This is a genomic window from Pantoea sp. VS1, assembly GCF_002207995.1.
GTDB classification, from domain to species: domain Bacteria; phylum Pseudomonadota; class Gammaproteobacteria; order Enterobacterales; family Enterobacteriaceae; genus Pantoea; species Pantoea dispersa.
This window is the reverse complement of sequence record NZ_NHZE01000126.1, coordinates 13,496-33,202: the sequence shown is the minus strand read 5'-3', so window position 1 is coordinate 33,202 and position 19,707 is coordinate 13,496. Positions and strand designations below refer to the sequence as shown.

Annotated in this window: 21 protein-coding genes; 12 read left to right on the top strand and 9 right to left on the bottom strand. The window is 57.3% G+C overall.

Translation table 11 applies throughout. The annotated features are described in order from the left end of the window. Nucleotides 1–182: ATP-binding cassette domain-containing protein (locus CBW22_RS24840; RefSeq protein ID WP_141097372.1), on the bottom strand; the 182-nt coding region annotated here is incomplete at its 3' end. A gap of 77 nt (nt 183–259) precedes the next feature. On the opposite strand from CBW22_RS24840, the gene znuA reads away from it, so the two are divergent. The 3 genes from znuA (at nt 260) to lpxM (ending at nt 3,676) form a co-directional block, all read left to right on the top strand. Next, entirely contained in the window at nt 260–1,231 is a 972-nt protein-coding gene (gene znuA, locus CBW22_RS24835) for a zinc ABC transporter substrate-binding protein ZnuA (RefSeq protein WP_088518146.1), read from the top strand. Nucleotides 1,232–1,245: 14 nt separating this feature from the next. After that, nucleotides 1,246–2,574, top strand: a complete 1,329-nt coding sequence (mepM, locus tag CBW22_RS24830) for a murein DD-endopeptidase MepM (protein ID WP_031280193.1) — start codon at nt 1,246–1,248, stop codon at nt 2,572–2,574. 127 nt (nt 2,575–2,701) lie between these two features. Further along, on the top strand, nt 2,702–3,676 hold the full coding sequence (lpxM, locus tag CBW22_RS24825; protein WP_058771224.1) for a lauroyl-Kdo(2)-lipid IV(A) myristoyltransferase: 975 nt from the start codon (nt 2,702–2,704) through the stop codon (nt 3,674–3,676). 44 nt (nt 3,677–3,720) lie between these two features. Here lpxM and CBW22_RS24820 read toward each other — a convergent pair whose 3' ends face one another. The 3 genes from CBW22_RS24820 to CBW22_RS24810 all read right to left on the bottom strand — a co-directional run bounded on the left by CBW22_RS24820 (nt 3,721) and on the right by CBW22_RS24810 (nt 7,468). Beyond that, nucleotides 3,721–4,956, bottom strand: coding sequence for an MFS transporter (locus CBW22_RS24820; protein ID WP_088518145.1), 1,236 nt, complete (start codon nt 4,954–4,956; stop codon nt 3,721–3,723). 92 nt (nt 4,957–5,048) lie between these two features. After that, on the bottom strand, nt 5,049–6,491 hold the full coding sequence (gene pyk / locus CBW22_RS24815) for a pyruvate kinase (protein WP_021509977.1): 1,443 nt from the start codon (nt 6,489–6,491) through the stop codon (nt 5,049–5,051). A gap of 107 nt (nt 6,492–6,598) precedes the next feature. Further along, on the bottom strand, nt 6,599–7,468 hold the full coding sequence (locus tag CBW22_RS24810; RefSeq protein ID WP_088518148.1) for a MurR/RpiR family transcriptional regulator: 870 nt from the start codon (nt 7,466–7,468) through the stop codon (nt 6,599–6,601). A 374-nt stretch (nt 7,469–7,842) separates the two neighbouring features. On the opposite strand from CBW22_RS24810, the gene zwf reads away from it, so the two are divergent. Together zwf and CBW22_RS24800 are read left to right on the top strand one after the other, a co-directional pair. Continuing rightward, nucleotides 7,843–9,318: a glucose-6-phosphate dehydrogenase gene (gene zwf, locus CBW22_RS24805; RefSeq protein WP_021509979.1), complete on the top strand. Its 1,476-nt coding sequence runs from the start codon at nt 7,843–7,845 to the stop codon at nt 9,316–9,318. 279 nt (nt 9,319–9,597) lie between these two features. Continuing rightward, complete coding sequence (locus tag CBW22_RS24800; RefSeq protein ID WP_088518144.1) at nt 9,598–10,245, top strand: bifunctional 4-hydroxy-2-oxoglutarate aldolase/2-dehydro-3-deoxy-phosphogluconate aldolase; 648 nt, start codon at nt 9,598–9,600, stop codon at nt 10,243–10,245. A gap of 86 nt (nt 10,246–10,331) precedes the next feature. On the opposite strand, the gene purT is transcribed toward CBW22_RS24800, so the two are convergent. Then, nucleotides 10,332–11,510, bottom strand: coding sequence for a formate-dependent phosphoribosylglycinamide formyltransferase (purT, locus tag CBW22_RS24795; RefSeq protein WP_031280195.1), 1,179 nt, complete (start codon nt 11,508–11,510; stop codon nt 10,332–10,334). 161 nt (nt 11,511–11,671) lie between these two features. Here purT and CBW22_RS24790 point away from each other — a divergent pair, with 161 nt between their 5' ends. Beyond that, nucleotides 11,672–12,313, top strand: coding sequence for a tellurite resistance TerB family protein (locus CBW22_RS24790; RefSeq protein WP_088518143.1), 642 nt, complete (start codon nt 11,672–11,674; stop codon nt 12,311–12,313). A gap of 119 nt (nt 12,314–12,432) precedes the next feature. Next, nucleotides 12,433–14,496 (top strand): prolyl oligopeptidase family serine peptidase, encoded by a 2,064-nt coding sequence (locus CBW22_RS24785; RefSeq protein WP_088518142.1) that lies wholly within the window; start codon nt 12,433–12,435, stop codon nt 14,494–14,496. Here CBW22_RS24785 and exoX read toward each other — a convergent pair. Together exoX and CBW22_RS24775 are read right to left on the bottom strand one after the other, a co-directional pair. Beyond that, nucleotides 14,490–15,158, bottom strand: a complete 669-nt coding sequence (gene exoX / locus CBW22_RS24780; protein ID WP_088518141.1) for an exodeoxyribonuclease X — start codon at nt 15,156–15,158, stop codon at nt 14,490–14,492. The two genes, CBW22_RS24785 and exoX, sit on opposite strands and share 7 nt — an antisense overlap. Before the next feature lie 3 nt (nt 15,159–15,161). Then, nucleotides 15,162–15,392: a DNA polymerase III subunit theta gene (locus tag CBW22_RS24775; protein ID WP_010616356.1), complete on the bottom strand. Its 231-nt coding sequence runs from the start codon at nt 15,390–15,392 to the stop codon at nt 15,162–15,164. Between the two features lie 153 nt (nt 15,393–15,545). On the opposite strand from CBW22_RS24775, the gene copC reads away from it, so the two are divergent. The 5 genes from copC to ymcF all read left to right on the top strand — a co-directional run bounded on the left by copC (nt 15,546) and on the right by ymcF (nt 18,186). After that, complete coding sequence (copC, locus tag CBW22_RS24770; RefSeq protein WP_059009744.1) at nt 15,546–15,923, top strand: copper homeostasis periplasmic binding protein CopC; 378 nt, start codon at nt 15,546–15,548, stop codon at nt 15,921–15,923. Continuing rightward, complete coding sequence (gene copD / locus CBW22_RS24765; RefSeq protein WP_088518140.1) at nt 15,923–16,804, top strand: copper homeostasis membrane protein CopD; 882 nt, start codon at nt 15,923–15,925, stop codon at nt 16,802–16,804. The genes copC and copD overlap by 1 nt, the downstream gene beginning before the upstream one ends. Nucleotides 16,805–16,832: 28 nt before the next feature. Beyond that, nucleotides 16,833–17,180, top strand: a complete 348-nt coding sequence (locus CBW22_RS24760) for a YebY family protein (protein ID WP_031280196.1) — start codon at nt 16,833–16,835, stop codon at nt 17,178–17,180. A 623-nt stretch (nt 17,181–17,803) separates the two neighbouring features. Then, the gene (gene cspE, locus CBW22_RS24755; protein WP_021510003.1) at nt 17,804–18,016 is read left to right on the top strand and encodes a transcription antiterminator/RNA stability regulator CspE; all 213 of its coding nucleotides are present in this window, start codon (nt 17,804–17,806) and stop codon (nt 18,014–18,016) included. A 20-nt stretch (nt 18,017–18,036) separates the two neighbouring features. Next, nucleotides 18,037–18,186: a cold shock small protein YmcF gene (gene ymcF / locus CBW22_RS26870; protein ID WP_223815600.1), complete on the top strand. Its 150-nt coding sequence runs from the start codon at nt 18,037–18,039 to the stop codon at nt 18,184–18,186. A gap of 691 nt (nt 18,187–18,877) precedes the next feature. On the opposite strand, the gene CBW22_RS24750 is transcribed toward ymcF, so the two are convergent. Continuing rightward, nucleotides 18,878–19,270 (bottom strand): YgiW/YdeI family stress tolerance OB fold protein, encoded by a 393-nt coding sequence (locus tag CBW22_RS24750; RefSeq protein WP_088518147.1) that lies wholly within the window; start codon nt 19,268–19,270, stop codon nt 18,878–18,880. A 75-nt stretch (nt 19,271–19,345) separates the two neighbouring features. After that, a complete protein-coding gene (locus tag CBW22_RS24745) occupies nt 19,346–19,576 on the bottom strand; it encodes a hypothetical protein (RefSeq protein ID WP_058781840.1) in 231 nt (76 codons plus the stop codon). Nucleotides 19,577–19,707: the final 131 nt, after the last annotated feature.

Sequence of the window (19,707 nt, the reverse complement as noted above, 5' to 3'; positions counted from 1 at the left end):
ACGCTGCCGCTGTCTGGCGCGAGCAGGCCGAGTACCGTGCGCACCAGCGTGGACTTGCCGGCTCCGTTGGGGCCCAGCAGAGTGAGAATTTTGCCCGGCTGCAGCGACAGGCTGATGCCTGCCAGCACCGCGCGCTGGCCAAACTTCACTGAAATGTTTTCGAGTGTAACAAGTGACGACATGATATTTACGGGTTGCATTGAATTTCGAATGTTATAATATCACATTCCATCACCTGGTCACGATGGAATGACGCATTATGTTACACAATAAAAAGCGCCTGGCTTTTACCCTTTCTGCGGCGGCGTTAAGCCTCGCCACCACGTTTTCCGCGCAGTCTGCGGTGGTGGCTTCAATCAAGCCTCTCGGATTTATCGCAGCCGCCATTGCCGATGGCATTATGCCGGTTGAAGTATTGCTGCCGGACGGTGCCTCAGAGCACGATTATGCCTTACGGCCATCCGATGTAAAACGTATTAAAAACGCTGACTTAGTAGTATGGACCGGTCCGGAGATGGAAGCCTTTCTGACGAAGTCCGCCGGGGAGTTACCGGCCAGTAAGAACCTCGAAATTGCCGCCTTGCCTGGCGTAAAACCGCTATTGATTAGCGGCGGTGAAGATGAGGACGAACATGAGCACGGTCACGATCACGACCATGACTCAGACAATTCTGAGAACCAGGACCCGTCTCATACTCATCATCACCACGGCGAGTTTAATATGCACCTGTGGATGTCGCCGGAGATTGCGAAACAATCTGCTGTTGCAATCCACGGAAAATTATTGGAACTTATGCCGCAAAGCAAAGCCAAACTTGACGCCAACCTGCAGCAGTTTGAGGCACAATTGGCGGACACAGACAAACGGATTGGCGCACAACTCGCGCCGGTACGGAACAAGGGTTATTTCGTTTTTCACGACGCTTACAGCTACTTTGAGAAACATTACGGTTTATCACCATTAGGTCATTTTACCGTCAATCCTGAGATCCAGCCGGGCGCCCAGCGTTTACATCAAATACGAACACAGTTGGTTGAGCAGAAAGCAGTCTGCGTTTTTGCTGAACCACAATTCAGGCCGGCGGTCATCGATGCCGTGTCTCGCGGAACCAGCGTGCGTAAAGGCACCCTCGACCCGTTAGGCATGGGAATCAGCTTAACCAAAGACAGCTACGTGAAATTCCTCTCACAGCTGTCAAGCCAGTATGCGAGCTGCCTGAATGGAGCATAGAGGAATAGGTAAAAGTGCAGCAGATAGCCCGCTCTGTCGCCCTCGCATTTAATAATTTGCCGCGCCCCCACCGCGTTATGCTGGGGTCACTCACCGTTGTTACACTGGCCGTCGCTGTCTGGCGGCCTTACGTCTATCATCCCCGCGATGTTGCGCCCATCGTGAAAGACATTACGCTGGACAAAAACGAGCTGCGCACGCTGCTGCCGGAAGCCAGTGAACCGATCGATCAAACCACGGCGGAACCGGAAGACGAGATCCCGTCGGATGACATCGACAAAGACGTACCGGTCAATCCCGATCAGCATGACTACACTGTTTCCTCAGGCGATACGCTGAGCAGCGCGCTTAATCAGTACGGTATCGATCTCGGTGACATCAATGCGCTGGTCAGCAGCGACAAGAGTTTGCGTAATCTGCGCGTGGGGCAGCAGCTGAGCTGGACGCTGGATGCCGATGGCGCGCTGCAGGACTTCACCTGGGAGATCGATCGGCGTGAAACCCGCACCTATGCGCGTCAGCCGAACGGCAGCTTTAAGATGCAGCAGGAGATGCAGAAGGGTGAATGGCAGAACAGCGTCCTGAAAGGCGAAGTGCGCGGCAGTTTCGCCGCCAGCGCCCAGCGCGCCGGCCTGACCAGCGCCGAAACCAGCAGCGTGATTAAAGCCATGCAGTGGCAGATGGATTTCCGCAAGCTGCGCGCCGGCGATGACTTTAGCGTACTGATGTCGCGCGAGATGCTGGACGGTAAAAGTGCGCAGAGCCAGCTGCTCGGAGTGCGCCTGCGCACCGGCGGTAAAGATTACTACGCGTTCCGCGCGGAAGACGGCAAGTTCTACGACCGCAACGGCTCCGGTCTTGCGCGTGGCTTCATGCGCTTCCCGACGGTCAAGCAGTACCGTGTCTCGTCAAACTTCAATCCGCGCCGCCTGAATCCGGTGACCGGGCGCATCGCGCCGCACAAAGGCGTCGATTTTGCGCTGCCGATTGGTACGCCTGTACTGGCCGTCGGCGATGGCGAAGTGGTAATCGCGAAAAACGGCGGAGCCGCCGGCAACTACGTCGCGATCCGTCACGGTCGTCAGTACATGACCCGCTACATGCATCTGAGCAAAGCGCTGGTGAAACCGGGACAGAAAGTGAAACGCGGCGATCGCATCGCGCTTTCCGGTAACACCGGTCGCTCCACCGGACCGCATCTGCATTATGAAGTGTGGATCAACAACCAGGCAGTCAACCCGCTGACGGCGAAGCTGCCGCGCATGGAAGGGCTGACTGGTAAAGATCGCAGCACCTATCTGGCGCAGGTGAAGAGTTATCTGCCACAGCTGACGCTGAAATAACGTTAATTTCCGGGCAAACGCGCAAAAACCGACGGATTCTTCGTCGGTTTTTTGCTATCTGGCCTGTGAAGATTGCAAAATTACCTGCCGTCACTATTATTGAGCCGTCATTGTCAGAGGCGAGTGCATGGAAACCCGAAAAAAAAATAACAGTGAGTTTATTCCCGTTTTTCAACGTTCTTTTTTAAAGCCGAAATACTGGGGCAGCTGGCTGGCGATTGGTGCGCTGGCCGGTATGGCGATGCTGCCGGCAAAGGTGCGCGATCCGGTGCTGGGCGGGCTGGGTAAGTTTGCCGGCAAGCTGGCGAAAAGTGCGCGCCGCCGTGCGCTGATCAATCTCTACTATTGCCTGCCGGAGCTCAGCGAAGCGCAGCGCGAAGAGATTGCTGATCGTATGTTTGCCACCGCGCCGCAGGCGATGGTAATGATGGCCGAGCTGGGGATGCGTAATCCTGAACGCGTGCGCCAGCGCGTTGAGTGGCACGGCCGCGAGATCATCACGGCGCTGCAGGAGAATCATGAGAACGTGATTTTCCTCGTGCCACACGGCTGGGGCGTCGATATTCCGGCGATGCTGCTGGCCTCGGAAGGCCAGATGATGGCGGCGATGTTCCACAATCAAAGCGATCCGCTGATGGATTATATCTGGAACACCGTGCGTCGCCGTTTTGGCGGCCGCATGCACGCGCGCAACGACGGCATTAAACCGTTTATCGCCTCGGTGCGTCAGGGCTATTACGGCTACTATCTGCCGGACCAGGATCACGGTGCTGAGCACAGCGAGTTTGTCGATTTCTTTGCTACCTATAAAGCGACATTGCCGGCGGTCGGGCGTCTGATGAAAGTATGCCGCGCGCGCGTCGTGCCGCTGTTCCCGGTGTATAACAGCGCGACGCACAAGCTGGAGATTTATGTGCGCCCGCCGATGGACGATTTGCTGGATGCCGATGACACCACGCTGGCGCGGCGCATGAACGAAGAGGTGGAAATCTTCGTGCGCCCGCATCCGGAGCAGTACACGTGGATTCTCAAACTGCTGAAGACGCGTAAAGAAGGGGATATTGAGCCTTACGCGCGGAAGGATTTGTACCCGCGTAAATAGCTAACGCGTGCTGAACCGTGCCGCCCGGCACGGTTCGTCATCACTCATTCGACGCTTGTCAGGAGACTGCGCCGCTTGCGCTCGCGCAGGAACAGCGTCACCAGGCCAAACCACAACACGCCGGCGACGAAGTTTATCGCGCTGAACCACGGCGTACCGCCGCTGAAATAACCGCTTTTCGCCACTTCAATCCCTGCCGCCAGCGTCAGAATGCTGATCATCCCCAGCATGGCGGCGATGCTGCCTTTGCCTTCGCTGCTGGAATAGAGCGTCAACCGGTACAGCCCGGCGTTGACCATCCCGGCACCAAACGCATACAGGCTAAGACCGGCGGTGAGCAGCAGGTAACTGTGGCTGTTGAGCAGGTTCGCCACCAGCGCGATGCTCAGGCCGAGCAGAATCGGCCAGGCGGCAAATTTTACCGGTTGCTCGATGGCCACGCGTCCCGCCAGTTTGCCCAGCGTCAGGTTACCGGCGATCATCGCCAGAAACACCGGTAATTGCAGCAATGCATACTGCAGGCGGGATAAGCCCTCTTCATGCATCAGAATCACCGGCGACAGCGCCACCCAGGTAAGAATCGGGATGAACACCAGGCCGATAGCGAAGGAGCCGTACATCACCTGCTTATCGCGCGCCAGCCGTCCGTAGCCGCGCGCCAGGTTCGGTAATGCAATGGAGTGGCTGCGATCGCCGGCGGTTTCCGGCATGATGCGCCACAGCACCACAAACGCCAGCAGGCTGCAAACCGCAAACAGCCAGAACATGCTGCGCCATTCGCCCACCGTGAGCCAGGCGGCACCGGCCAGCGGACCCGCCAGCGGTGCCAGCAGCGCCACGTTAGCCATCAGCGCCATCATGCGCACAGCTAACGCCTCGTCAAACGCCTCCTGCACTGCGGCATAGCTTACTGCGCCAATGAAGCACAGGCTGATACCCTGGATAAAGCGCAGCGTAACGAACTGCTCGATGTTGCTCACCCAGGTGGTGAGAACACAGGCGGCGGCAAAGAACAGAATGCCGAACAGCAATACCGGACGCCGGCCATATTTATCCGACAGCGGACCGAGTAGCCACTGCAGCACCACGCCGCCCATCAGATAGGCAGTGAGTGAGGTGGATACCCATTCCGGGCCGACGTTAAACTCGGCGGTGACCAGCAGCATGCCGGGCTGAATCATGTCATGGGCGATGTAGGTCGCGAACTCAAACAGCACCAGCGCGAGCGGAAACAGCAGCACGCGCCCGGTGAGTTGACTGATGGGTTGATAGCGGGCCATCTGGCCTCCTTGTCAGTGAAAAATAAAACGCGACTGCCAGGCAGTCGCGTTTGTCCATGTTGTTACAGCCGCTGTCAGGAGGTGCGTAAAACTCAGTCTACGCGCAGGACACGGCTGGTGTTGGTGGTGCCGGTGGTCGCCATCACGTCGCCCTGGGTGACAATCACCAGGTCGCCGGAGACGAGGAACCCTTTGTCGCGCAGCAGATTAACCGCATCGTGCGCGGCGGCGACACCATCGTTGTTGCTGTCAAAGAACACCGGCGTCACGCCACGGTAAAGCGCGGTCAGGTTCAGGGTACGTTCATGACGTGACATTGCGAAGATCGGCAGACCGGAAGTGATGCGCGACGTCATCAGTGCGGTACGACCAGATTCGGTCATGGTAATGATGGCCGACACGCCCTGCAAATGGTTAGCGGCGTACATCGCCGACATGGCAATCGCTTCTTCGATATTGTCGAACTGCACGTCCAGGCGGTGTTTGGATACGTTCACGCTTGGAATTTTTTCCGCGCCAAGACACACCTTCGCCATCGCCGACACGGTTTCCGCCGGATACTGACCGGCCGCCGTTTCCGCCGACAGCATCACCGCATCGGTGCCGTCCAGCACGGCGTTTGCCACATCCATCACTTCCGCGCGGGTCGGCATCGGATTAGTGATCATCGACTCCATCATCTGGGTAGCTGTAATGATGGTGCGGTTCAGCTGACGCGCGCGACGAATCAATGCTTTCTGAATGCCCACCAGCTCCGGATCGCCAATTTCCACGCCGAGATCGCCACGCGCCACCATCACCACGTCAGAGGCGAGGATGATGTCATCCATCGCTTCCTGCGTTGCCACCGCTTCGGCGCGCTCCACTTTCGCCACCAGTTTGGCGTCGCAGCCGGCATCGCGTGCCAGACGGCGCGCGTAGTTCATGTCTTCGCCGTTACGCGGGAAGGAGACCGCCAGATAGTCGACGCCAATTTTCGCCGCGGTAATGATATCCAGCTTATCTTTTTCGGTCAGCGCTTCAGCCGACAAACCGCCGCCGAGCTTGTTGATGCCTTTATTGTTGGAGAGCGGACCGCCGACGGTCACTTCGGTGAACACTTTCACCCCCTGAACTTCCAGCACCTTCAGCTGCACACGACCGTCGTCCAGCAGCAGGATATCGCCCGGCACCACATCTTCCGGCAGGCCTTTATAGTCGATACCGACTTTCTCTTTGTCGCCTTCGCCTTTGCTCAGGTTGGCATCCAGCAGGAAGCGGTCACCGACATTGAGGAAAACTTTGCCTTCTTTGAAGGTTGATACGCGAATTTTAGGGCCTTGCAGATCGCCAAGAATGGCGACGTGGCGACCGAGTTTGGCCGCAATCTGCCGCACTTTATCGGCGCGCAGTTGATGATCTTCCGGGGTGCCGTGGGAGAAATTGAGTCGCACAACGTTAGCGCCCGCCGCGATGATTTTTTCGAGGTTGTTGTCGCGATCGGTGGCGGGGCCGAGGGTTGTAACGATCTTGGTTCTTCTGAGACGTCTGGACATGAAGGACTCCGTTGACAAAGTATCGTGTCGATCACAAGTGACACGCAATGGTCACTCATTCTATATGATCGAGGGGCTGTGATTCGACTCACATTGTGAATGTGATGTTAATTATTTTGCTGTGCGCGTGATTCCGGCGTCGGCTTTTCGAGGCGCGACGCTTTCAGCGCCTCTTTTACCCGTTTGAGATTCTCGCGGAAAGCGGAACCGCGCTCCAGGGTAAAACCGGTTGCCAGCACGTCAACCACGGTGAGCTGCGCCAGGCGGGAAACCATCGGCAGATAGATGTCGGTATCTTCCGGTACATCCAGCGTCAGCGCCAGCGTGGCTTCCTCTGCCAGCGGCGATCCGGGCGAGGTGATAGCCAGCACGGTGGAAGCGTTTACACGCGCCAGGCGAGCCAGTTCTATCATATTTTTGGTGCGGCCAGTATGCGATATCAGAACAAACACGTCATTTGGTCCACTATTTATGCAACTCATGCGCTGGATCACAATATCCTCGGACCAGATGACCGGCAGATTAAAACGCAGAAATTTATTGGTGGCATCATGCGCCACCACCGCCGAGGCGCCAAGGCCAAAGAAGGCCACTTTATGGGCCTGTGACAATGCCTGCACCGCCTGAGCCACCACCTGCATATCCAGTTGCTGACGCACGCGGCTGAGTCCCGCCAGCGCGGAATCAAAAATCTTGTGGCTGTAGCGTTCTACGCTGTCATTTTCTTCGACATCGCGACTGACCCAGCTCGGTCCTTTGGCCAGACTCTGTGCCAGCTGCAGCTTGAAATCGGGAAAGCCGCGCGTGCCCATGCGGTGACAGAAGCGGTTCACCGTCGGTTCGCTGACCTGCGCCGCCTGTGCCAGCGTGGCAATGCTCGAGTGCATCGCCTGCTGCGGCGCGGCCAGAATCTGTTCTGCCACTTTGCGTTCTGATTTGCTCAGCGCGGCCAGCTGCGCCTGTATTTGATCCAGCATGTTGTTAACCCGATGACCATCAATCACTTTTTTTGCGTTCACCCGTGCGTGAAATAGCTGCCAATTATGCGGAATATACCGTGTAATAGCCTGACGTACGCAGCGGCGGACAAATGTAACCGCGCTTTTTTTGTCATACTTTGATCGCTGCCGGGTTTTCGCCCGACAAACATCGAAACAGAAAAAGGCGCGTTAGCGCACTTCGCAACACGTTAAATGCGCCCCGGCGGTGCAGGATAATCACCTGTAACCGACCGCAGCCGGGTTGTCCTGGCGCGGTGAAAAAAGTACATTGTGCTGTAAGAAAATTACAATAAGGACCCGGCAGGATGAGGACGCTCAGGCCGGGTATATCCTGCAACGAGGAGAGGAAAATGGCGGTAACACAAACAGCCCAGGCATGCGATCTGGTGATTTTCGGTGCCAAAGGCGATCTTGCACGCCGGAAACTGTTGCCTTCACTGTATCAGCTGGAGAAAGCCGGTCAGATTCACGATACCACGCGCATTATTGGCGTGGGTCGCGCGGAGTGGGACAAAGAGGCCTACACCAAAGTGGTGCGTGAAGCGCTGGAAACCTTCATGAAGGAGAAGATTGACGAAGCGCTGTGGGACAAGCTCAGCGGCCGTCTCGACTTCTGCAACCTCGACGTTAACGACACCTCGCACTTCTCGAAACTGGGCAAGATGCTGGATCAGAAAAACCGCGTCACCATCAACTACTTTGCCATGCCGCCGAGCACCTTTGGCGCCATCTGTGAAGGCCTGGGCGCCGCTAAACTCAACGCCAAACCGGCGCGCGTGGTGATGGAGAAGCCGCTTGGCACCTCGCTGGAGACTTCGCAGGAGATTAACGACAGCGTCGGTAAATTCTTCGATGAAAGCCAGGTGTTCCGTATCGACCATTATCTTGGTAAAGAGACGGTGCTCAACCTGCTGGCGCTGCGTTTTGCCAACTCGATTTTCGTCAATAACTGGGACAACCGCACCATCGACCACGTGCAAATCACCGTGGCGGAAGAGGTGGGTATCGAAGGCCGCTGGGGTTACTTCGACAAAGCCGGCCAGATGCGTGACATGATCCAGAACCACCTGCTGCAGATCCTCACCATGATCGCCATGTCGCCGCCGTCCGATCTCAGCGCTGACGCGATTCGTGATGAGAAGGTGAAAGTGCTGCGCTCGCTGCGCCGCATCGACCAGACCAACGTGCGCGAGAAAACCGTACGCGGTCAGTACACTGCCGGTTTTGTGCAGGGCAAAAAAGTGCCGGGCTACCTGGAAGAAGAGGGGGCTAACAAGCAGAGCAGCACCGAAACCTTCGTCGCCATCCGCGTGGATATCGATAACTGGCGCTGGGCGGGCGTGCCTTTCTACCTGCGCACCGGTAAGCGTCTGCCGACCAAGTGCTCAGAAGTGGTGGTGTACTTCAAAAACCCGGAAATGAACCTGTTTAAGGACTCTTACGCCGAACTGCCGCAGAACAAGCTGACGATTCGTCTGCAGCCGGACGAGGGCGTGGATATTGAGATCCTCAACAAGGTGCCGGGTCTCGATCACAAGCACAAGCTGCAGACCACCAAGCTGGATCTGAGCTACTCCGAAACCTTCAATCAGTCGCATCTGGCGGATGCCTACGAGCGTCTGCTGCTGGAAACCATGCGCGGTATTCAGGCACTGTTTGTGCGCCGCGATGAGGTTGAAGCGGCGTGGACCTATGTCGATTCGATTATTGAAGCGTGGAATGCGGATGGCGACGCCTCCAAACCGTATCAGGCCGGCACCTGGGGCCCGGTGGCGTCGGTAGCGATGATTACCCGCGACGGCCGTTCGTGGAACGAGTTTGAATAACCGCTCCTGCATTGCTGACTGAGAGATTTATGATAACGCCCCTGCGCTGTTCGCCAGGGGCGTTTTGTTTTCAGTCAGCGAGGGTTTACCCTGGTCGCCATGAATGGCGACTCTGCAGACGGATGCGGAATGATGCGCACCAGGCAATCATTCAAAAATGAACCGCGGTTTCAAAAATTGATGATATCCAATAGACGTCCGTCCGGCCGATCTTGTATGGTAGGGCTCTCTTTCTGACAGCGTGACCGCGCGTCGGGCTGTCTCTCCTGAGGAAACGTAATGAAGAACTGGAAAACGAGTGCGGAACAGATTCTGACTACCGGCCCGGTTGTGCCGGTGATTGTAGTCAACAAGCTGGAACATGCGGTGCCGATGGCCAAGGCGCTGGTCGCAGGTGGCGTGCGCGTGCTGGAAGTGACGCTGCGCACGCCGGTGGCGATGGATGCGCTGCGGGCAATGATCAAAGAAGTTCCGGAAGCGATTGTAGGTGCCGGCACGGTGATCAATATCCAGCAGCTGAAAGAAGTGACCGACGCCGGCGCGCAGTTTGTCATTAGCCCGGGGCTCACTGAGCCACTGCTCAAGGCGGCGGTGGAAGGCCCGGTGCCGCTGATTCCAGGCATCAGCACAGTGTCAGAACTGATGGTCGGCATGGATTATGGTCTGCGCGAGTTCAAGTTCTTCCCGGCAGAGGCTAACGGTGGCGTCAAAGCGCTGGCGGCGATTGGTGGTCCATTCCCGCAGGTGCGTTTTTGCCCGACCGGCGGCATTTCCCCGGCCAACTATCGTGACTATCTGGCGCTGAAAAGCGTGCTGTGTATTGGCGGCTCGTGGCTGGTACCAAACGATGCGCTGGAGAGCGGCGACTGGGATCGCATTACGCAGCTGGCGCGTGAGGCTGTGGCAGGTGCGGCTTCACCCCGCTAATCGTTAATAGCGCTGCCGCGCAACTGCTACGCGGCAGCGGTCAATTTTTTGCGGGTGGTGATGGCGCTGCGTCACCACCCTGGCAATCAGCCCTGAACCTGCACGGCCGCGGCGCTGGCAATGGCGCGGGCCACGGCATCATCGGTGCTGTCACCTGTCGCCAGCGCGACGCCCAGACGGCGCTGCCCCGCAATTTCCGGCTTACCAAACAGGCGCAGCTGCAGACCCGCACCGAGTGCGGCTTCCACATTCACAAACTGCACGTTGTGGCTATCGAGCTGTGGCAGGATCACCGCCGAAGCAGCCGGTCCATACTGGCGAATGCCGCCAATCGGCAGGCCGAGGAAGGCGCGCACGTGCAGCGCGAACTCAGAGAGATCCTGCGAAATCAGCGTCACCATACCGGTATCGTGCGGACGCGGAGAGACTTCGCTGAACACCACCTCGTCGCCGCACACAAACAGCTCCACGCCAAACAGGCCGTAACCGCCGAGCGCTTTCACCACGTTAGCGGCGATATCCTGTGCGCGCTGCAGGGCCAGTTCGCTCATCTGCTGCGGCTGCCAGGATTCACGATAATCACCGTCTTCCTGACGATGACCAATTGGCGCGCAGAAGTGGATGCCGTCCACCGCGCTGATGGTCAGCAGGGTGATTTCAAAATCGAACTTCACGACGCCCTCGACAATCACCCGGCCCGCGCCCGCGCGTCCGCCTTGCTGCGCGTAATCCCAGGCGTGATCCAGCTGGCTGGCTTCGCGTATGAAGCTCTGGCCTTTACCGGAGGAGCTCATTACCGGTTTCACGATGCAGGGGAAACCGATCTCGTGCGCGGCCGCGACGAAACGCGCTTTGCTATCCGCAAACTGATAGGTTGAAGTCGGTAACGCCAGCTCTTCCGCCGCCAGACGGCGGATGCCTTCGCGGTTCATGGTCAGGCGTGCGGCACGGGCCGTCGGCACCACTTTTTGCCCCTGCGCTTCCAGCTCCAGCAGTTTTTCGGTGGCGATGGCTTCGATTTCCGGCACCACAAAGTGGGGCTGCTCCTGCGCAATCAGCGCCGCCAGTGCGTCACCGTCCAGCATGTTAATGACGTGGCTGCGATGCGCAACGTGCATCGCCGGGGCATCGGCATAGCGATCGACAGCGATCACTTCCACCCCGAGACGCTGACACTCCAGCGCCACCTCTTTGCCCAATTCACCTGAACCTAACAGCATGACACGCGTTGCGGCAGGACGCAGCGCGGTTCCGAGAGTCGTCATAATTTCACCTTAGCAGTCAAAATGCGCGCGCAGTATAAACGAAAACGTTTGCGCACTCACGCATTGCGCACGTCCGGCTTTGCCATACTTTGCCGGCTCTGACGTTAACTGACACAGCGTGCGGCAGCATAGTGAGCGGAAACTTAAACAGGAGTTAAACGATGAGTAACTGGCTGCAGCAAATTCAATCGGTTCTGGCAAAGAAGGGCGGTGACGGCAAATCAGGCGGCCTGAGCGATATGCTGGCACCCGGCGCGCTGGGTGGCCTGGCGGGTTTACTGATTGCCAGCAAATCGTCGCGCAAGCTGTTAACCAAATACGGCGGCACCGCGCTGCTGGTCGGCGGCGGGGCGGCGGCAGGCGCGGTGCTGTGGAATAAATACAAGCAGCGCGTGCGTGAAACCCATCAGGATGAGCCTGCGTTTGGCCAGCTGCAGACGCCGCTCGACCAGCGCGCGGAGCGACTGGTAACTGCGCTGGTGTTTGCTGCGAAAAGCGACGGGCACATTGACGATCGCGAGCGCACGGCCATCGAGCAGAACATCCATCAGGCCGGTTACGGGGCGCAGGCGGAAGCGCTGATTCAGCAGGCAATGAACCGTCCGCTCGATCCGCAGTGGCTGGCCGCCGACGTGAAAAATGAAGAGGAAGCGCTGGAACTCTATTTCCTTAGCTGTGCGGCGATCGATGTCGATCATTTCATGGAACGCAGTTACCTCTCTGCGCTCGGCGATGCGCTAAAAATTCCGCAGGACGTGCGCGACGGTATTCAGCGCGACATCGCGGCGGAAAAAGCGGCCTGAGTCACGCCGGAGGCGGTTGCGGCGGCCTCCGGTTACACTTCGCGTGCGTTTCCGGCTTGGCTTCCTCTGCCAGAAGTGCCACGCTTGCAGGATGTCGTCTTTCAGGGAGAAACTCTGTAATGAATCAGCCGCAAGCGAAAAAAATCCCCCACCACATGACGTTACACGGCGAAACGCGCACCGATAACTATTTCTGGCTGCGTGATGATGACCGGCAAAACCCCGAGGTACTGGCTTATCTGGAGGCGGAAAACCGCTACGGTAAAGCGATGATGGCTTCTCAGGATGCGCTGCAGGATCGGGTACTGAAAGAGATCATCGATCGGCTGCCGGCGCAGGACCATTCGGTACCGTACGTTAAACGCGGCTACCGCTATCAGAGCCGTTACGAAGCCGGCAATGAGTACGCGGCCTATTTCCGCCAGCCGGTGGATGCGCCCGCCGACCAGCCGTGGCAACTGCTGCTGGATGGCAACCAGCGCGCGGCACACAGTGATTTTTACACCATGGGCACGCTGGATATCAGCCCGGATAACCAGGTGATGGCGCTGGCGGAAGATTTTTTATCGCGCCGCCAGTACGGCATCCGCTTTCGAAACCTCAACAGCGGCAGCTGGTATCCGGAGGTGCTGCGCGACGCGTCATCCAGCGTGGCGTGGGCCAACGACTCACGCACCCTCTACTACGTACGCAAGCATCCGAAAACGCTGCTGGCTTATCAGGTGTGGCGTCACGAACTGGGGCATCCGCAGTCGGAAGATCAGCTGGTGTATGAAGAACAGGATGAGTCTTTCCACCTCAGCGTGCATAAAACCACCTCGGAACACTTCATCCTGATCGCGCTGTTCAGCACCACTACCAGTGAAATTCTGTTGATTGACGCGGAATATCCGGACGCACAGCCGCAGGTGTTTTGTCCGCGGCGGCGCGATCATGAATACAGCATCGATCACTATGATCACCAATTCTTCATTCGCTCCAACCGCGACGGCAAAAATTTCGGCCTGTACCGCAGCGCGTGGCTGGCTGAAGATCGCTGGCAAACCCTGATTCCGCCGCGCGACCACGTAGTGATGGAAGATTTCCAGCTGTTTCGTAACTGGCTGGTGGTCGAAGAGCGCCAGCGCGGAGTAAATACCCTGCGCCAGATTAACTGGGCGAGCGGCGAGAGTTACGGTATTGCCTTTGACGATCCGGCCTATGTCACCTGGCTGGCCTACAACCCCACGCCGGAAAGTGACACGCTGCGCTACGGCTACTCGTCGATGACGACGCCGACCACGCTGTTCGAACTGAACATGGAGACCGGCGAGCGGCGCATTCTCAAGCAAACCCCGGTGCCGGGCTTTGACTCTGCCGACTACAAAAGTGAACATCTGTGGATCACGGTGCGCGACGGCACGGAAGTGCCGGTCTCGCTGGTTTATCACCGCAAACACTTTCAGCGCGGCGCCAATCCGCTGCTGGCGTACGGCTACGGCGCGTATGGCAGCAGCATGGAGGCCAGTTTTGGCACCAGCCGCATCAGTTTGCTGGAGCGCGGTTTCATCTACGCGATTATCCACGTGCGCGGCGGCGGCGAGCTGGGCCAGCAGTGGTATGACGATGGCCGGCTGCAACATAAAATGAACAGCTTCACCGACTTCATTGATGTCACTGAAGCGCTGGTGGCGAAAGGCTACGGCAACCCGCAGCAGCTGTATGCCATGGGCGGCAGTGCCGGGGGCTTGCTGATGGGCGGCGTGCTGAATATGGCACCGCAGCTGTTTCACGGCGTGATCGCTCAGGTGCCGTTTGTCGATGTGGTCACGACCATGCTCGATCCGTCGATTCCGCTGACCACCGGTGAATATGATGAGTGGGGCAATCCGGAGCAGGCGGAATTCTATCGCTACATCCGCCAGTACAGCCCGTATGACAACGTGACGGCGCAGGCGTATCCGCACCTGCTGGTGACCACCGGGCTGCACGATTCGCAGGTACAGTACTGGGAGCCGGCGAAGTGGGTGGCAAAGCTGCGTGAGCTGCGCACCAACGATGCGCTGCTGTTACTCTGCACCGATATGGATTCCGGCCACGGCGGCAAATCAGGACGTTATAAATCCTATGAAGGCGTGGCGCAGGAGTTCACTTTCCTGATCGCCCTGGCGCAGGGCACGCTGCCGCCGCGCAGCGATTACTGAGTATCCTTAACGTATTTGCGCAGCGTCTGCCGCAGCGGCGCGCGCAAATCACGTACGTTTTCCAGTACCCAGCGCAAATAGCCCGGATCTTTACGCGCGATGCTGCCGATGCTCTGACCGCGATACTTACCAAACGGGAACACCTCGTCGCTGACCGGCGCCGGCTGGCAGCGACTCACCATCTCGCTGGCGCTCCAGCCGGAGGTTTCCATAATGCGGATCAGCAGCGCGGCGGTGATGTAGCAATCGTACAGCGCGCGGTGCGCGTGCAGATCATCCGGCGGCGACACCTCAAGTTTCAGGCTGTGGCGCAGCGCCTGATTACCGTATTTAATGCCCGGCCACAGCTGGCGCGCCAGCGTCATGGTGCAGATCCATTCGCCCGGCATCGTCGGCAGCATGCGCCGGTCAAAGCTGGCGTTATGCGCCACATAGTGCGGGCTACCGTGATAGCGGCCAATCGCCTCTTCGATGGTCGGCTTGCCCACCACCATGGCTTCAGTGATGCGGTGCACCGCCATCGCCTGACGACTGATGGGCCGATCCGGGCAGATCAGATCGCTCATCGGATTGACGATCTGGCCGTCAATGACATCCACCGACGCCACTTCCACCACGCCGCCCTGCAGGCCACAGGTTTCCGTATCGATTACGCGTAACATAAATTATTTCTGCTTAGGTTCGTAGGGCAGGCGGGAGAGACTGAGCGATGCCTGGCGATAGGCCATCAGGCGCTGACGGAACCAGTCGCGCAGCGCTTCCGGCTGCTCGCGCTCCACCATCTCGGCGATCACCGGCATGTTATAGCGCTCTTTAAACGCCACGCCAGCGGCGGCGAGATCGACGTTTACTTTGTCTTTCTCTTCCTGCGACAGCAGGGCAAGGTTTTGGCTCATGCTTTTCTCCTGATAAACAGGGGCAAAAATAATGGTTTCGCCCTGCTGGATCAAGGGAATTGGATCGCACCGCAAGTCTCGACAGCCTAAAAGCAGCGGCGTATCCTGCTGCCACATTTGCGGCGCAGTGCCGCAGTTAAAAGGGAAGACGTGATGATGAAAACTGCATCCAGGCGCGTTATCGCGCTACTGCTGGCGGGCGCGACGCTGGGCTTCAGCCAGCTGGCTCTGGCACATGCCCACCTGAAAGCCCCGGTGCCGGCGGATAACGCCGTGGTGGAGCGCGCGCCGCAGCAACTCACCCTGACATTTACCGAAGATATTGAACCGGCATTCAGCGGCGTGGAAATGACCAACGCGCAGCAGCAACCGGTGGCGCTGGAGAAAGCCCAGCTGAATCCGCAGCAGCACGATCAGCTGATTGTGCCGATCGCCCAGCCGCTGGCGTCGGGCCAGTATCAGGTCAACTGGCACGTGCTGTCAGTGGACGGCCACAAAACCAAAGGTAGCTACAGCTTCAGCGTGAAGTAATGAGTCTTAGCGCGTTCTGGATCGTCCTGCGGGCGCTGCATTTTCTGGCGCTGTTTCTGCTGACCGGCAGTGCATTTTATACCGCGCTGCTGGCGCCGGCGCGCTACCGACCGGTGCTGGCGCAGCGCTGGAGGCAACTGGTGGGATACAGCGCCGTGCTGAGTTTACTCAGTGCGCTGTTGATGCTGGCAACGCAGACCGGGCTGATGAGCGGCGACTGGCGCAGTATCGCCAGCATCGACGTCTGGCTGGCGGTGCTGGGCACGCGTTTCGGCGCGGTGTGGCGCTGGGTTATCCTGTTTGCCCTGCTCAGCACGCTGGCGCTGCGCCTGCGTGGTAATTTGCGCCAGCAGGCGTTACTGGTGAGCGCGCTGTTGCAGCTGGTGGCGCTGGCGGGCGTCGGCCATGCGGCGATGCGCGATGGCATGCCGGGACTGCTGCAGCAGGGGAATCATGCGCTGCACCTGATCGCGGCCGCCTTCTGGGCCGGTGGTCTGCTGCCGCTGCTGCTATTAATGCGCGAGGCGCGTAACATTGCCTGGCGCACCGATGCCATTCGCAGCATGATGCGCTTTTCACGCTATGGTCATCTGGCCGTGGCGCTGGCGATTGTTACCGGCACGGTCAACAGCCTGCTGATTGCCGGCACGCCGCTAAACTGGACCGCCACGCTGTGGAGCGAGCTGCTGGTGAGCAAAGCGTTGCTGGTGGCACTGATGGTGCTGATTGCGCTGCTTAATCGCTATCTGCTGGTGCCGCGTTTTCGCCTGGCCGCCAGCCGGGCACCGAAACTTTTTATCCGTCTGACGCAGCTCGAGCTGCTGCTGGCGTTGATTGTTATCGGGCTGGTGAGCGTGTTTGCCACGCTGTCGCCGGCCTGAGTCTGTTAAAAGATGAGATGAGGTCGAGATTTTGCTGAAGAAACTGATTCCAGCTGGGTTACTGATGGCGTTGTGCAGCCAGGCGTTCGCCGGGCAGATTATCACCGTCAGCCGTTTTGAAATTGGCAAAGATAAGTGGCCGTTCACCCGTGAAGAGGTGATGCTGACCTGCGAGAAAGATGGCGCGCTGTTTGCCATCAACCCCAGCACACTGCTGCAGTATCCGCTTAATGATAAAGCGCTGGCGCGCGGCAATGCCGGGCAGGGCACATTGCAGTCCATCGATACCATCCTTGCCGCCGATAAAGCGCATCCCGGACAAAAGATGAGCCTGCAGCCGATCGTCGATCGCGCCCAGCAGCTGTGCGGTAAATAATCCCTGCATTTTCAGGCGTAGCGCACATTTTTGCCGCTGCGCCTGCCAGCCGTTAGTGCCAGCCCGATCACAGAGTTGGCAGCTTTTGCCAGCGGCGTAGCCCGCTGGCTGGAAAATCACCGATGCTGGTCTACCTTTAAAAGGCAAGGCGTCCTCGCCTGCAAAAATGCCAACTTTTAGCGCACGGCTCTCAACGAGCCATTTCCCTGGACCCGATACAGGAATCGTATTGGGTCTTTTTTTGTCTTTTTTTCGGCTTACTCTTTACCTGGCGAAATGGCAGTCGTGGCCGCAGCAAAATAATTATTTTAAATGCCTGAGGCTTTCAGAAATGAAAATAGTGACTGATTCTATCCACTTAAAAATTTAAACGCGGTGCGTTGACCGTTTCGTTACGCCTTTAATTGGCCATTAAATTTTATTAGCGCTTGTGTTTACCCGCCAGACGTGCGTTAATGCGTCTCCGGTCTGATAAGCAGACAGTCCCATAGTTAGTTCGTTTTGTATCTCTCATCTGTGTTAGTGCCTTTCCTGTGCCTTTCTCTTTGAGTTTTATCTCAGGTTCTGATGTGTCGCTGCGGTTCAGCCTCTAATGCCATATGGCTCATTATCAAGGTATAAACATGTCGAATAAAATGCTCGGTACAGTAAAATGGTTCAACGCTGAGAAAGGTTTCGGCTTCATTTCTCCGGAAGACGGCAGCAAAGACGTTTTCGTCCATTTCTCTGCCATTCAGGGAACTGACTTCCGCTCACTCGATGACGGTCAGAAAGTTGAATTCTCTGTAGAAAACGGCCCTAAAGGTCCGTCCGCTGTTAACGTTACAGGTCTCTGATTATTACAGTAATTAATGCTATGAGATGCCCACAATGTCAGGGCTCTCAATATCGCCAGTCCGTTTTTGACAGGAACAGGCAAAATCCACTCGGCGCAAAATGTATTTTTTGTAAGTCGATTATGATTGCCATTGCCTCGTCGTTGTATGTGATGAAAGAAGCGAATTAATTCAGTTGTGTTATTCATGTGGCGAAATAAATTAATAACCACACCTGATGACTAACGCAGCGAGTACCCTATTATTGGTCACCTTCGGGTGGCCTTTTTTGTTTATCGCGATAGCCGAGGGCAGGCGATAAGCAAAGCGTTAACCCATAACTAATTTACTTCTTACGCTTAATTCACAGATGCGTGATAAACCCGCCGGGCTGAAGGATAACGCAACTAAAATAGTTATTACCCAATGTGGGGTATGGAGGTGCTTATGTCAGAACGACCCGATGATGTCACTCCGCTGCCTGATGATGCGCAGGTGCCCGGTGAAGAGCCGCTTGATGACGATGATGACACCGGCGAAGACGATGGGCAGAAACCGATCTAGGTGATAAACCTCCTGCGGGAGGTTTTTTCTTCTGATACCGGTTTCTTTATAGAGAGATATTGCTGCGTTCTTCTGCGGTCAGGCTTGGGGCTGGCCTACCGGTCCTTTACTCATAGGACCCCCGGGCACCGGTTGTTCTGCAGGGACATTAGGGCGTCCGTCAGGACCAATTGGCCGTTCAGGTTGCTGACAGCCAGCCAGCGCGGTCAGGGTGGAGAGGATTAACAGACTGGCAAACAGGGTCTTCATGCGATGATTTCCTGCGAAGGGAAAGATAATGTCCGCCGCACACGCGACGGCGGACCGGACGATAACGCATTAAGGTTCTTCGATACGTGCAACATCCACACGGGTATTTTCGCCCCGGCCATACACTTTGCCGCTCACCCGGACCTGATCCTCGGCGTTATAGGTTTTGCCTTTAAACGTCCCGGCAGCGGCTTTAATGGTGATGGTGCCGGTGCTGTCGCGAAACTGATAATTATCACCGCTTAACTTTTTAACGATATAACCTTCCAGCGTGACATAGCCGGCCTGACGAAAATCCCGAATCTGTTCGATATGCGTCTGGCCGGTGTCTTCAGAACCTTTATAACCGGCGTCCTGTTGTTTCTGCGGCGGCGGGGTTTTACCGCCCTCAAAACCGCCCTGTTCAGCGATAGCGCCCAGACTAAACACCATCAGCAGTGACGCCAGTACCGTTTTTTTCATCATAATCATTCCCTCTTGATTGCAACATTCCACAATGACTTAAGCCTGGCACAGGATCGCGCATCCCGGGAGCCGTTACGCTGAATCGTTATTTAACACGCTGGCCGGAATGTCGATGCGATCGCCCAGCGACCAGCGTTTCTGCCCCAGCACGCGCTGCGGCGTGGTGTCCGGTACGTTGAAATAGTAACCGGCGGCGCCATTATCGTCGGGCTGCGCTTTGAACAGCGTGTCCGGACGGATGCCCATCTCATTGAGGTCGTCGTCGCTTAACGCAAGGTAGGTGGCTAATGCAGACTGGCTCATGGCTTTCCTCCTGTCTTATGGGTACGTATTCAGTTAAGCATCGATTGGTATTTATGCCATCGGCTGCGCTTATTGCAGGCGGTGATGATTTGACGAACGCCAGATGCTGTTCTTGACTGAGTCGTACAGGC

Excerpts from the sequence above, each read along its gene's own strand:
- zwf (WP_021509979.1), top strand. The coding sequence starts at position 7,843 with ATGGCGGTAACACAAACAGCCCAGGCATGCGATCTGGTGATTTTCGGT.
- purT (WP_031280195.1), bottom strand. The coding sequence starts at position 11,510 with ATGACGACTCTCGGAACCGCGCTGCGTCCTGCCGCAACGCGTGTCATG.
- znuA (WP_088518146.1), top strand. The coding sequence starts at position 260 with ATGTTACACAATAAAAAGCGCCTGGCTTTTACCCTTTCTGCGGCGGCG.
- ymcF (WP_223815600.1), top strand. The coding sequence starts at position 18,037 with ATGAGATGCCCACAATGTCAGGGCTCTCAATATCGCCAGTCCGTTTTT.
- copD (WP_088518140.1), top strand. The coding sequence starts at position 15,923 with ATGAGTCTTAGCGCGTTCTGGATCGTCCTGCGGGCGCTGCATTTTCTG.
- CBW22_RS24820 (WP_088518145.1), bottom strand. The coding sequence starts at position 4,956 with ATGGCCCGCTATCAACCCATCAGTCAACTCACCGGGCGCGTGCTGCTG.
- CBW22_RS24750 (WP_088518147.1), bottom strand. The coding sequence starts at position 19,270 with ATGAAAAAAACGGTACTGGCGTCACTGCTGATGGTGTTTAGTCTGGGC.
- CBW22_RS24810 (WP_088518148.1), bottom strand. The coding sequence starts at position 7,468 with ATGCTGGATCAAATACAGGCGCAGCTGGCCGCGCTGAGCAAATCAGAA.
- CBW22_RS24785 (WP_088518142.1), top strand. The coding sequence starts at position 12,433 with ATGAATCAGCCGCAAGCGAAAAAAATCCCCCACCACATGACGTTACAC.
- lpxM (WP_058771224.1), top strand. The coding sequence starts at position 2,702 with ATGGAAACCCGAAAAAAAAATAACAGTGAGTTTATTCCCGTTTTTCAA.
- cspE (WP_021510003.1), top strand. The coding sequence starts at position 17,804 with ATGTCGAATAAAATGCTCGGTACAGTAAAATGGTTCAACGCTGAGAAA.
- exoX (WP_088518141.1), bottom strand. The coding sequence starts at position 15,158 with ATGTTACGCGTAATCGATACGGAAACCTGTGGCCTGCAGGGCGGCGTG.
- CBW22_RS24745 (WP_058781840.1), bottom strand. The coding sequence starts at position 19,576 with ATGAGCCAGTCTGCATTAGCCACCTACCTTGCGTTAAGCGACGACGAC.
- CBW22_RS24790 (WP_088518143.1), top strand. The coding sequence starts at position 11,672 with ATGAGTAACTGGCTGCAGCAAATTCAATCGGTTCTGGCAAAGAAGGGC.
- pyk (WP_021509977.1), bottom strand. The coding sequence starts at position 6,491 with ATGTCCAGACGTCTCAGAAGAACCAAGATCGTTACAACCCTCGGCCCC.
- CBW22_RS24800 (WP_088518144.1), top strand. The coding sequence starts at position 9,598 with ATGAAGAACTGGAAAACGAGTGCGGAACAGATTCTGACTACCGGCCCG.
- CBW22_RS24775 (WP_010616356.1), bottom strand. The coding sequence starts at position 15,392 with ATGAGCCAAAACCTTGCCCTGCTGTCGCAGGAAGAGAAAGACAAAGTA.
- copC (WP_059009744.1), top strand. The coding sequence starts at position 15,546 with ATGATGAAAACTGCATCCAGGCGCGTTATCGCGCTACTGCTGGCGGGC.